We start from the raw sequence: 13070 nt of genomic DNA, 5'->3' as shown, positions 1-13070 counted from the left end.
CCATGACCCTGAGCGAAACCACTGCCGTCCAGCGCACTCTCCAGGTGGCGTTGGATGAGCGCAGCTACCCCATTCACATCGGCACCGGCCTGCTCGGCGATCCTGCCGTGCTGGCTCCCTACCTGGCCGGACGCCAGGTCATGATCGTGACCAACGAGACCGTGGCGCCGCTCTACCTGGACGCCGTGCGGCGTGGCATGCCCGCTGACATCGAGGTGCAGGAGCTGATCCTCCCCGACGGCGAGGCAGCCAAGACGCTGGAGAGCGTCAGCCGCATCTGGGATGCCCTGCTGGCGGCCGGCTTCAATCGGCGCTGCACGCTGGTTGCCTTGGGGGGGGGAGTGATCGGTGACATGGTCGGCTTCGCCGCTGCCTGCTACCAGCGAGGCGTGTCCTTCATTCAGGTGCCCACCACGCTGCTCTCCCAGGTGGATTCGTCGGTGGGGGGCAAGACCGGGGTCAACCACCCCCTGGGCAAGAACATGATCGGTGCCTTCTGGCAGCCCCGGGCGGTGCTGATCGATATCGATACCCTGCGCACTTTGCCGTCCAGGGAGCTTTCAGCGGGCCTGGCCGAAGTGATCAAGTATGGCCTGATTCGTGACGCCGAGTTCCTCGCCTGGCTGGAGGCCGAAATGCCCGCGCTGCGGACCTTGCAGCCCGAGGCGCTGGCCTGGGCCATCGAGCGCAGCTGCGCCCTCAAGGCCGAGATCGTGGCCGAGGACGAAACCGAGCAAGGGGTGCGGGCGCTGCTCAATCTTGGCCACACCTTCGGTCACGCCATCGAAGCGCATCAGGGCTATGGCAGCTGGCTGCACGGAGAAGCGGTAGGGGCCGGCATGCAGATGGCGGCTGAGCTTTCGCGCCGACTTGGCTGGCTCGAGCAATACGATGTCGAGCGCAGTGCAGCCATCATCGCTTCGGCCGGCCTGCCGCTCGAGGCACCGATGGACATGGGCGTGGAGGATTTCCTCTCGCGCATGCGCCTGGACAAGAAGAACGTCGACGAGCGCCTGCGCCTGATCCTGCTCGAAACGCTGGGTCGGGCAGTAATCCACGACCAGACCCCTCGCGAGCTGCTTGAGGAGTTGCTGGCCACGTTCCCCCGCAGCTGACGTTCCGACGCTTTTCCCCTCTTGGGTGCAACAAGGCCGCGCGAAGCGATTCGTGCGGCCTTCTTCGCTGTTCCTCAGGCGCTGTTTCGAGCGTTTCAGGACGACCCGTGTTGCACCTCAGGCATCAAATCCGCATGCCTCATGCCGCATCGGCATGGCAAAAATGGTCGATCCTAGACTAAAGTCGAATGTCTTGTTGGAAGCGTTTGAAATCCGTTTATGTGCTGCGCAAGTCGTTGAACTGGTGGTTTTTTTTGCTTCGCCTCTCACAGCAAGTTGCGGATTTGGCGAGAGTTTTCGGGGTGAGGTGGAGGGTGGGAGATTGCGCGTCGGGGGGGTAAGTGTCTATGCTGGGCGTCCTTTTCTCGCGACGCTGGCTGACCGCTGCAAGTGGGTATAATTAAAATAAAACCGACTAAAATAATTCAGCGACGCCGTTTGGTCAATAGACTTTCTTTGAGGCACGCCCATGAACCAAGGCCTACACCATCCAGGCGAGTTCCGTGACAACTGTGGATTCGGCCTGATCGCCCACATGGAGGGGCAGGCCAGCCACGACCTGCTGCGCACCGCCATCGAATCCCTCACCTGCATGACCCATCGTGGGGGCATCGCTGCCGACGGCAAGACCGGTGACGGCTGCGGCCTGCTGCTCAAGCTGCCCGAGGCCTTCATGCGTGAGGTGGCCTACGAGTCGCTGGGCGTCGAGCTGGGTGAGCAATTCGCCGTGGGCGCGGTGTTCCTGCCCGATGACGATGCGCAGGAAGCTCGCGCTCGCGGCATCCTGGAGGGTGAGCTGCGCGCCTGTGGCCTGGTGATCCGCGGTTGGCGCGACGTGCCGGTGGACCCCTCCTATTGCGGGCCCATCGCCCAGGCCTGCCTGCCCCGCATCCGCCACCTTTTCGTCGAGCCGGGCAAGCTCAGCGAGCCCGAGCGCTTCGACGTCGACCTGTTCATGGCCCGTCGCCGTGCCGAGCAGATGCTGCGCGAGGAGGAAGACTTCTACGTCTGCTCGCTGTCCTCCCAGGTGCTCTCCTACAAGGGCCTGGTGATGCCGGTCGACCTGCCGGCCTTCTATCACGACCTGGGCGACGAGCGCCTGGAGACGGCGATCTGCGTGTTCCACCAGCGCTTCTCCACCAATACCGCACCGCGCTGGCCGCTGGCGCAGCCGTTCCGCCTGCTGGCGCACAACGGCGAGATCAATACCATCGAGGCCAACCGCGGCTGGGCCAATTCACGCAAGGCCAACTTCGTCAACGAGCGGCTTCCCGACATCGCCGAGCTCGACGAGATCGTCAACACCGTGGGCTCCGACTCCTCGAGCATGGACAACATGCTCGAAGTGCTGCTGATGGGGGGGATGGAGCTGCACCGCGCCGTGCGCATGATGGTGCCGCCTGCGTGGCAGAACGTAGAAACCATGGGCGGTGAGCTGCGTGCTTTCTACGAGTTCAACTCCATGCACATGGAGCCGTGGGATGGCCCTGCCGGGGTGGTAATGACCGATGGCCGCCAGGCGCTCTGCATGCTCGACCGCAACGGCCTGCGTCCGGCGCGCTGGGTGATCACCAAGAACGGTTACATCACCCTGGCCTCGGAGATCGGCACCTACGACTACAAGCCCGACGACGTGGTGGCCAAGGGGCGCGTCGGCCCGGGGCAGATACTGGCTGTCGACACCCAGACCGGCGAGGTGCTGCACACCGAGGACATCGACGAGCGCTTGAAATCGGCCTATCCCTACAAGCGCTGGCTGAAGGAAGAGGCCCATTATCTCGAGTCGGCACTGACGGAGCTTGCCAGCTTCCAGAACATGGATACCGACGCGGTCAAGACCTGGCAGAAGATGTTCCAGGTCAGCTTCGAGGAGCGCGATCAGGTGCTGCGGCCCTTGGCCGAGAGCGGGCAGGAGGCGGTGGGTTCCATGGGTGACGACACCCCCATGGCGGTGCTGTCCGGTCGTAGTCGATTGCTGACGGATTACTTCCGCCAGAAGTTCGCCCAGGTCACCAATCCGCCCATCGACCCGCTGCGCGAAGCGATCGTGATGTCGCTGGAGACCTGTATCGGCGCCGAGCTCAACGTGTTCAAGGCCACCCCCGAGCACGCGCACCGTATCATCCTGACCACGCCGGTGCTGTCGCCGCGCAAGTTCACCGCGCTGCTCGAACAGGACGACCCGGCCTTCAGCCATCATCGCCTGGGCCTGGGCTACGACCCGGAACAGATGGGCCTCAAGGCGGCCATTGTCGAGCTGTGCCGCCAGGCCGAGGCTGCGGTGCGCGAGGGCAAGGTGATCCTGGTGCTGTCTGACGCCAACCTCGAGAAGGGGCAGCTGCCGATTCATGCCGCCCTCGCGGTGGGTGCCGTGCATCACCATCTGGGCAAGCTGGCGCTGCGCCCGCGTGCCAACCTGGTGGTCGAGACCGGCTACGCCCGTGACGCCCATCAGATGGCAGTGCTGTTCGGCGTCGGTGCCACCGCGGTATTCCCCTGGCTGGCCTATCAGGTCATGGCCGACATGCACCGTACGGGTGAGCTCACCGGCAACCCGGCCGATGCCCGCGAGAACTACCGCAAGGGCATGCAGAAGGGGCTGTACAAGATCCTCTCCAAGATGGGCATCTCGACGCTGGCCTCCTACCGCGGCTCGCAGCTGTTCGAGGCGGTGGGCCTTTCATCCGAGGTGGTTGAGCTGTGCTTCACCGGCATGGCCTCGCGCATCGAAGGTACCGGCTTCAGTGAGCTTCAGCTGCAGCAGGAGCTGCTGGCCCGCGACGCCTGGATTCCGCGCAAGGGCATCACCCAGGGCGGCCTGCTCAAGTACGTGCACGACCACGAATATCATGCCTACAACCCTGACGTGATCAAGTCGCTGCAGGAGGCCGTGCAGGAGGGCGACTACGCCAAGTGGAAGAAATTCGCCCGGCTGGTCAACGAGCGCCCGGTCGCCACCATACGCGACCTGCTGAGGCTCAAGGCGGCCGACACGGCGCTGCCGCTCGAGGAAGTGGAGTCGGTCGAGGAGATGCTGCCGCGCTTCGACAGCGCCGGTATGTCGCTGGGCGCGCTCTCGCCCGAAGCCCACGAGGCGCTGGCCCAGGCCATGAACGAGGCCGGCGGTCGCTCCAACTCCGGCGAGGGCGGCGAGGATCCGGCGCGCTACGGCACCATTCGCAGCTCCAAGATCAAGCAGATCGCATCCGGCCGCTTCGGCGTCACCCCGGCCTACCTGGTCAACGCCGAAGTGCTGCAGATCAAGGTGGCCCAGGGCGCCAAGCCAGGCGAGGGCGGCCAGCTGCCCGGTGGCAAGGTCAACGCGCTGATTGCGCGGCTGCGCTACTCGGTGCCGGGCGTGACGCTGATCTCGCCGCCGCCGCACCATGACATCTACTCCATCGAGGATCTGGCGCAGCTGATCTTCGACCTCAAGCAGGTCAATCCCGAGGCCCAGGTGTCGGTGAAGCTGGTCTCCGAGCCCGGCATCGGCACCATCGCCACCGGCGTGGCCAAGGCCTACGCCGACCTGATCACGGTATCCGGCTACGACGGCGGCACCGCAGCCAGCCCGCTGACCTCGATCAAGCACGCCGGCTCGCCGTGGGAGCTGGGGCTGCCCGAGGTGCACCAGGCGCTGCGCATCAACGGCCTGCGCGACAAGATCCGGCTGCAGACCGATGGCGGTCTGAAGACCGGCCTCGACGTGGTCAAGGCGGCGATTCTCGGCGCCGAGAGCTTCGGCTTCGGCACCGCGCCGATGGTGGCGCTGGGCTGCAAGTACCTGCGTATCTGTCACCTCAACAACTGCGCCACCGGCGTGGCCACCCAGCATCAGTACCTGCGCGACGAGCACTTCCGCGGTACCGTGGACATGGTCAAGAACTACTTCCGCTTCATCGCCGAGGAAGTGCGTGAGCTGATGGCGATGATGGGCGTGCGCAAGCTGACCGACCTGATCGGCCGCACCGATCTGCTCGAGGTGCTGGAGGGCAACACCGCCTCCCAGCGCAAGCTCGACCTGACGCCGCTGCTGGCCAACGACTTCGTGCCCGCCGATGCGCCGCAGTTCTGCCAGGTCAGCCGCAACGTGCCCCACGACCCGGGTGCCAAGAACCAGGAGGTGCTGGCCGCCATCGAGCAGGCCATCGCCGACAAGAGCGGCGGCGAGTTCGACTTTGCCATCACCAACTGCGACCGTTCGGTGCCGGCGCTCTCCTCCGGTGCGGTGGCCAAGCACTACGGCGAGGCCGGCCTCGAGGACGCGCCGATCACGCTGCGCTTCACCGGCGTGGCCGGGCAGAGCTTCGGCGTATGGAATGCCCGCGGTCTCAACCTCTACCTGGAGGGCGACGCCAACGACTATGTCGGCAAGGGCATGAACGGCGGCAGGGTGGTGCTGGTGCCGCCCAAGGGCAGCCGCTTCGAGAGCCACAAGACGGCGATCATCGGCAACACCTGCCTGTACGGCGCCACCGGCGGCAAGCTGTTTGCCGCAGGCACCGCCGGCGAGCGCTTCGCCGTGCGCAACTCCGGCGCCCACGCGGTGATCGAGGGGGCCGGCGACCACTGCTGTGAGTACATGACCGGCGGCCTGGTCTGCGTGCTTGGCGAAACCGGCGTCAACTTCGGTGCCGGCATGACCGGCGGCTTTGCCTACGTGCTCGACGAGGATCGTTCCTTCGTCGATCGCTACAACCATGAGCTGGTGGAGATCCACCGCGTCAATACCGAGGCCATGGAGGCCTACCGGCGTCATCTGCGGGAGATCATCGAGGAGTTCGTCACCGAGACCGGGTCCGCCCGCGGGCGCGAGATTCTCGACGACTTCAGCGAATTCGTGCGGCATTTCTGGCTGGTCAAGCCCAAGGCGGCGAGCCTGGGCAGCCTGCTCGACGAATCGCGCAGACGTCCCGAGTAAGCCGGATTTCCAGGAGATACGACCATGGCCAATCGATTGACCAGAAACGACTTCCAATTCATCGACGTGGGTCGTCAGGATCCGCAGAAGAAGGATGCCCGCACCCGCTCGCGTGAGTTTGGCGAGATCTATGAGCCGTACAAGCCCCAGGAGGCGGCGAGCCAGTCGCATCGCTGCCTGCACTGCGGCAATCCGTACTGCGAGTGGAAGTGCCCGGTGCACAACTACATCCCCAACTGGCTGCAGCTGGTGGCCGAGGGCAACATCCTCGAGGCCGCCGAGCTCTCCCACAAGACCAACTCGCTGCCCGAGGTGTGCGGACGGGTGTGCCCGCAGGACCGCCTGTGCGAAGGCGCCTGTACCCTCAACGACGGCTTCGGGGCAGTGACCATTGGTTCGGTGGAGAAGTACATCACCGACACCGCCTTCGCCATGGGCTGGCGGCCTGACATGTCCCAGGTCACCTGGACCGACAAGAAGGTCGCCATCATCGGCGCCGGCCCGGCGGGGCTGGGCTGCGCCGACATCCTGGTGCGCAACGGCGTCAAGCCGGTGGTCTACGACAAGTACCCCGAAATCGGCGGGCTGCTGACCTTCGGTATACCCGAGTTCAAGCTCGACAAGACGGTGATGGAGCGCCGCCGGGCGGTGTTCGAGGAGATGGGGATCGAGTTTCGTTTGGGCGTCGAGGTGGGCAAGGACATTCCCTTCGACAAGCTGCTCGAGAAATACGACGCGGTCTTCCTCGGCATGGGTACCTACAAGTACATGACCGGCGGCTTCCCCGGCGAGGACCTGCCCGGCGTGCACAAGGCGCTCGACTACCTCATCGCCAACGTCAACCACTGCCTGGGCTTCGAGAAGGATCCGGCGGACTTTGTCTCACTGGAGGGCAAGCAGGTGGTGGTGCTGGGCGGCGGTGACACCGCCATGGACTGCAACCGCACGGCGATCCGCCAGGGGGCGGCCACGGTGACCTGCGCCTATCGCCGCGACGAGGATAACATGCCCGGTTCCAAGCGCGAGGTGGCCAATGCCCGGGAGGAGGGCGTCGAGTTCCTGTTCAACCGCCAGCCCGTAGCCGTCGTCGGCGAAGGCAAGGTCGAAGGCGTCAAGGTGGTGCGTACCCGCCTGGGCGAGCCTGACGAAAACGGTCGCCAGCGTCCCGAGGTGGTGCCGGGCTCCGAGGAGATCCTGCCGGCCGACGCCGTGGTCATCGCCTTCGGCTTCCAGCCGAGCCCGGCGCCCTGGTTCGCGCAGTTCGGCATCGAGCTCGATGAACGTGACCGTGTGGTGGCACCCGAGAAGGGCGCCTACGCCTTCCAGACCAGCAACGAGAAGATCTTTGCCGGCGGCGACATGGTGCGCGGCTCCGATCTGGTGGTCACCGCCGTTTACGAGGGGCGTGAGGCCGCCGAGGGCATTCTCGACTACCTTGGCGTCTAAGACCCCGTCATCGACAAGCGTCTGCCCCGGCCCTGGTGCCGGGGCATTTTCGTCATGCGGCTTCCTTGCCTAGACTCGGGGCAGGCACAAGAGAGCGAGGAGCTTTCATGGACGAGGCAAGCGTTGACGACACGCGCATGGACCTGGGGCTGGCCGATGCCGCAGGCGAGCCGGTGGCGCCCGAACGGAGGGTGTTTGCCGATGATGGCCGCATCCCCAACAGCAGGCTGGCGACGCTGGTCTTTCGTTCACGGGGCGTGAACCCGGTGCTCGACCGCGAGGCCATCGCCGAGCGCTTCGAGCGGCTGTTCAGTGCCAATGACTGGCAGCCGAGCTGGCGCGGAGGCGTGTTCGACTATCATCACTACCACTCCACCGCCCACGAGGCGTTCGGCGTGCTCTCCGGCTGGGGCAGGCTGCGCCTGGGCGGCGAGCAGGGCGATGACCTCGAGCTGAGAACCGGTGACGCCCTGGTGCTGCCGGCGGGCACCGGCCACTGCCATCTGGAGGCCAGCCGGGACTTCCTGCTGCTGGCCGCCTACCCCGAGGACCAGCCGCGGCTCGACCTGCTCACCGCCGACCCTGCCGAGCACGATGCGGCCGTGGCGCGCATCGCCAAGGTCTCGCACCCGGCCCGGGACCCACTGGGCGGAAAGGCGGCGTGCTGGTGGCTGTGAATCGGCGTTGGGCGGCTCGAAATTGAGCCATTGGTCGTAATCTGCTACGCTGTCGTCCCATCCTGGCGCGGCTTTCTGTCGTGCCTCATGATCACGTTTCGACAGGTTCTCCATGACACGATATATCTTCGTGACCGGCGGCGTTGTGTCCTCTCTCGGCAAGGGCATTGCGTCGGCCTCGCTGGCGGCGATTCTCGAGGCGCGCGGCCTCAAGGTCACCATGCTCAAGCTCGATCCCTACATCAACGTGGATCCGGGCACCATGAGCCCCTTCCAGCACGGCGAGGTGTTCGTCACCGAAGATGGCGCCGAGACCGACCTCGACCTGGGCCACTACGAGCGCTTCATCCGCACCAAGATGACCCAGGGCAACAACTTCACCACCGGCCGCGTCTACGAGCACGTATTGCGTCGCGAGCGGCGCGGCGACTACCTGGGCGGCACCGTGCAGGTGATCCCGCACATCACCGACGAGATCAAGCGGCGGGTGTATGCCGGCGGCGAGGGCTTCGACGTGGCGCTGGTGGAGATCGGCGGCACCGTGGGCGACATCGAGTCGCTGCCGTTCCTCGAGTCGATTCGCCAGATCAGAAGCGAGCTGGGCGCCAGCCGGGCGATCTTCATGCACCTGACGCTGGTGCCCTACATCAAGACCGCTGGCGAGACCAAGACCAAGCCGACCCAGCACAGCGTCAAGGAGCTTCGCTCCATCGGTATCCAGCCCGACATTCTGATCTGCCGCAGCGAGGTGGAGCTCGAGGAGAGCGAGCGGCGCAAGATCGCCCTGTTCACCAACGTCGAGGAGCGCGCGGTCATCCCGCTGCAGGATGCCGATACCATCTACCGCATCCCGCTGATGCTGCACGAGCACGGCCTCGACGAGATCGTCTGCGACAAGCTGCGCCTCGAGGCAAGCGAGGCTGACCTCACCGAGTGGGTCCACGTGCTCGACGCCAAGCTCAATCCGCTGAAATCGATCAACATTGCCATGGTCGGCAAGTACATGGAGCTGCTCGACGCCTACAAGTCGCTCAACGAGGCGCTGATCCATGCGGGCATCCAGACCCGGGTCAAGGTCAACGTCGACTACATCGACTCCGAACTCATCGAGCGTCAGGGCACCGAGCGCCTGGCCGGCAAGGATGCCATCCTGGTGCCCGGCGGCTTTGGCGAGCGCGGGGTGGAGGGCAAGATCGAGACTGCCCGCTACGCCCGTGAGAACGGTATTCCCTACCTCGGTATCTGCCTTGGCATGCAGGTGGCGGTGATCGAGTTCGCCCGGCATGTAGCCGGCTGGGAAGACGCCAACTCCACCGAGTTCACTCACGATACTCAGCATCCGGTGGTGGGCCTGATCACCGAGTGGATCAACGCCGAGGGCAAGATCGAGCTGCGCGACGCGGCCTCGGACCTGGGCGGCACCATGCGCCTGGGTGGCCAGGTTTGCCGTCTCACACCGGGCAGCAAGGCCCGTGAGGCCTACGGCAGCGACGAGATCGTCGAGCGCCATCGCCATCGCTTCGAGGTCAACAACCAGTTCGTCGAGCAGTTGGAGCAGGCCGGCCTGGTGGTCTCCGGCAAGAGCGTCGACAACTCGCTGGTGGAGATGGTCGAGCTGCCCGACCATCCCTGGTTCGTGGCCTGCCAATTCCATCCCGAGTTCACCTCCACGCCGCGTGACGGCCACCCGCTGTTCACCGGCTTCGTCAACGCGGCGCTGGAGCACAAGGCAGCGCGCACCCGCGCGCTCTCCTCGCATCAGGAATGAGGCCCGTGTCTATCATGACTCCGTCCGCATCCCAGCAGCATGAACGCCACATCTCCATTGCCGGCCTAGAGGCCGGCAATTCTTTGCCGCTCATGCTGCTCGGCGGCATGAACGTGCTGGAGTCCCGCGAGCTGGCACACGAAGTGGCCGAGACCTATGTCGACGTGACCACCAGGCTAGGCATGCCGTACGTGTTCAAGGCCAGCTTCGACAAGGCCAATCGCAGCTCCATCCACTCCTTCCGCGGCCCCGGCCTGAAAAAGGGGCTGGAGATACTCGCCGAGATCAAGCAGCGCTTCGGCGTGCCGATCATCACCGACGTGCACGAGCCGTGGCAGGCAGAGCCGGTGGCCGAGGTGGCCGACATCATTCAACTGCCGGCCTTTTTGGCGCGACAGACCGACCTGGTGGTGGCCATGGCCAGGACCGGGGCGGTGATCAACATCAAGAAACCGCAGTTCCTGGCGCCCCATGAGATGCGCCACATCATTCGCAAGTGCGAAGAGGCGGGGAACGACCGCCTGCTGCTTTGCGAGCGTGGCTCGAGCTTCGGATACAATAACCTGATCGTCGACATGCTCGGTTTCGGTGATATGAAGCAGACGGGATACCCCGTGTTTTTCGATGTCACGCATTCGCTGCAGCGCCCCGGCGGGCGCGCCGACAGCGCCGGCGGGCGTCGTCAGCAGGTGGCCGAGCTGGCACGCGCCGGCATTGCCGTGGGGCTGGCCGGGCTTTTCCTCGAAGCGCATCCGGACCCCGACAATGCCCTGTGCGACGGCCCCTGCGCGCTGCCGCTGGATCAGCTCGAACCCTTCCTGACCCAGGCAAAAGCGCTCGACGATCTGGTCAAGGGCTTCCCGGCGCTGAACATCGAATAACGCCGAGAGAGAAAAAGCGGTTCCCACGACTCAATCAACGCTGACTGAATGAAAGGACGATAGAGATGACCAAGATTGTCGATATCCACGCCCTCGAGGTGCTCGACTCCCGCGGCAACCCGACCGTGCAGGCCGAAGTGCGCCTGGAAAGCGGTGCCGTCGGTGTGGCCTGCGCCCCGAGCGGTGCATCTACCGGCTCGCGCGAGGCTCTTGAGCTGCGCGACGGCGACAAGTCGCGTTATCTGGGCAAGGGCGTGCTCAAGGCGGTGGAGGCCGTCAATGGCGCTATCCGCGAGCGGCTCGTCGGCATGGATGCCCGCGATCAGCGCGGCCTCGACAACGCCATGCTCGAGCTCGACGGCACCGAGAACAAGGCCAAGCTTGGCGCCAACGCCATTCTCGCCGTGTCGCTGGCGGCAGCCAAGGCCGCGGCGAATGCCAAGGGCATGCCGCTGTATTCCCATATTGCCGAACTCTACGGCCAGCCGGGCCAGTACAGCATGCCGGTGCCGATGATGAACATTCTCAACGGTGGCGAGCATGCCGACAACAACGTCGACATCCAGGAGTTCATGGTCCAGCCGGTGGGCGCACCCAACTTCACCGAGGCGCTGCGCGTCGGGGCCGAGATCTTCCATGCGCTGAAAAAGGTACTCTCCGCCAAGGGCCTCTCCACCGCGGTGGGCGACGAAGGCGGCTTCGCGCCCAACCTTTCCTCCAACGCCGAAGCGCTGGCGGTGATCAAGCAGGCGGTGGAAGATGCCGGCTATCAGCTGGGCAAGGACGTGACTCTGGCCCTGGATTGCGCCGCCTCCGAGTTCTACCGGGACGGTCAGTACAGCCTGTCGGGTGAGGGCAAGGCCTTCGATGCCCAAGGTTTCGTCGACTACCTGGCCGAGCTGTGCGATCAGTATCCCATCGTCTCCATCGAGGACGGCCTGGATGAGTCCGATTGGGACGGCTGGAAGGCGTTGACCGACAAGCTGGGTGACAAGGTGCAGCTGGTCGGTGATGACCTCTTCGTCACCAATACCCGTATCCTCAAGCGCGGGATCGACGAGAAGATCGGTAACTCCATCCTGATCAAGTTCAATCAGATCGGCTCGCTCTCCGAGACGCTAGATGCGATCAAGATGGCTCAGGACGCCGGCTTCACTGCGGTAATCTCCCACCGCAGTGGCGAAACCGAGGATACCACCATCGCCGACCTGGCCGTGGGGACCTCCGCCGGTCAGATCAAGACTGGCTCGCTGTGCCGCTCCGACCGGGTCGCCAAGTACAACCGTCTGCTGGTGATCGAAGCGCAGCTCGGTGAGCGTGTCGGCTACCCGGGGCTTTCCGCGATCAAGGGGCAGTGAGGCATGTGGCCCATCGCTTCCGGCCGACGATATTTCTGACAAAGTTGTAGGAAATCGACTACAAAGAAGCGACGATCTAAGCTTATTTTGCCTGAGAAGGTCGACACTACCCGTGTCGGCCTTTTTTTATCTTACTGTTTTTGCTGGGATCTTGTGTTTGCTGGTAAACCTTGGCCAGGGCAGTTGGTTGCCTGGGGGCTGCTTGCGTCCATGAGGGGAAATGCCAAAATGCGAGTGGGACAAGGCAGAGCGGGAGGCTCTCCAGCAGGACGCAACGGGATGCTTGATTCGTGGCACGCCCGGTGCGACAGGAAGTCGCCTCCGGGCAGGGAAGAGGCCACTGGAGATAGGGCGGAAGGAGCCGCCCAAGGAAAATGCTGGGAGCCGGGCGGCCTTTGGGCCGCCTTTTTTTTCTTCAGCGAACAGGCTTCTTCTGTCTGGCCGTCATGCGCTAGTCAGGTGGCTCAGGGCAGCCCCACTACAACAACGCCGGAGGCACGAATGGCTTCCGGCGTGGCGGCAGGGAGTGTAGGCGGTGCTCAGCGCTCGAGCTGCTGCAGCTTGCCGGGCTTGCCATCCCACTCTTCGGCGTCGGCCGGCGGATCCTTCTTTTCGGCGATGTTGGGCCACACTTCGGAAAGCTCCGCATTGAGGGCGATGAACTCCTCCTGCCCCTCGGGTAGCTCGTCTTCCGAGAAGATCGCCTCTGCGGGACACTCCGGTTCGCACAGGGCGCAGTCGATACACTCGTCAGGGTGAATGACCAGAAAGTTGGGCCCCTCATAGAAACAGTCCACCGGGCAGACCTCGACACAGTCGGTGTACTTGCACCTGATGCAGTTTTCAGTGACGACAAAGGTCATGCCTGTCTCCCTCCTCGAAGCCGGGTCTGCGGCTCCCGGTT

At 64.6% G+C, this 13070-nt stretch carries 8 protein-coding genes; 7 read left to right on the top strand and 1 reads right to left on the bottom strand.

The window, feature by feature from the left end; all coding sequences use genetic code 11:
* The first annotated feature begins 2 nt into the window (after nucleotides 1-2).
* From aroB to eno, 7 genes are all read left to right on the top strand, one after another.
* Complete coding sequence (gene aroB / locus H1D44_RS04160; protein WP_181513595.1) at nucleotides 3-1115, top strand: 3-dehydroquinate synthase; 1113 nt, start codon at nucleotides 3-5, stop codon at nucleotides 1113-1115.
* A gap of 469 nt (nucleotides 1116-1584) precedes the next feature.
* Nucleotides 1585-6036, top strand: coding sequence for a glutamate synthase large subunit (gltB, locus tag H1D44_RS04155; protein ID WP_181513594.1), 4452 nt, complete (start codon nucleotides 1585-1587; stop codon nucleotides 6034-6036).
* Between the two features lie 24 nt (nucleotides 6037-6060).
* Nucleotides 6061-7482: an FAD-dependent oxidoreductase gene (locus H1D44_RS04150; protein ID WP_238984385.1), complete on the top strand. Its 1422-nt coding sequence runs from the start codon at nucleotides 6061-6063 to the stop codon at nucleotides 7480-7482.
* Between the two features lie 107 nt (nucleotides 7483-7589).
* On the top strand, nucleotides 7590-8159 hold the full coding sequence (locus H1D44_RS04145) for a cupin domain-containing protein (protein WP_238984386.1): 570 nt from the start codon (nucleotides 7590-7592) through the stop codon (nucleotides 8157-8159).
* A 112-nt stretch (nucleotides 8160-8271) separates the two neighbouring features.
* Complete coding sequence (locus H1D44_RS04140; protein ID WP_181513593.1) at nucleotides 8272-9927, top strand: CTP synthase; 1656 nt, start codon at nucleotides 8272-8274, stop codon at nucleotides 9925-9927.
* 14 nt (nucleotides 9928-9941) lie between these two features.
* Nucleotides 9942-10808 (top strand): 3-deoxy-8-phosphooctulonate synthase, encoded by an 867-nt coding sequence (gene kdsA, locus H1D44_RS04135; RefSeq protein ID WP_181513592.1) that lies wholly within the window; start codon nucleotides 9942-9944, stop codon nucleotides 10806-10808.
* 65 nt (nucleotides 10809-10873) lie between these two features.
* Nucleotides 10874-12166, top strand: a complete 1293-nt coding sequence (gene eno, locus H1D44_RS04130) for a phosphopyruvate hydratase (protein ID WP_181513591.1) — start codon at nucleotides 10874-10876, stop codon at nucleotides 12164-12166.
* 539 nt (nucleotides 12167-12705) lie between these two features.
* On the opposite strand, the gene fdxA is transcribed toward eno, so the two are convergent.
* Entirely contained in the window at nucleotides 12706-13029 is a 324-nt protein-coding gene (gene fdxA / locus H1D44_RS04125) for a ferredoxin FdxA (RefSeq protein WP_181513590.1), read from the bottom strand.
* Nucleotides 13030-13070: the final 41 nt, after the last annotated feature.

The organism is Billgrantia kenyensis, from assembly GCF_013697085.1.
In the GTDB taxonomy this organism is placed as follows: domain Bacteria; phylum Pseudomonadota; class Gammaproteobacteria; order Pseudomonadales; family Halomonadaceae; genus Halomonas; species Halomonas kenyensis.
This window is presented reverse-complemented; position numbering and strand designations above follow the sequence as displayed.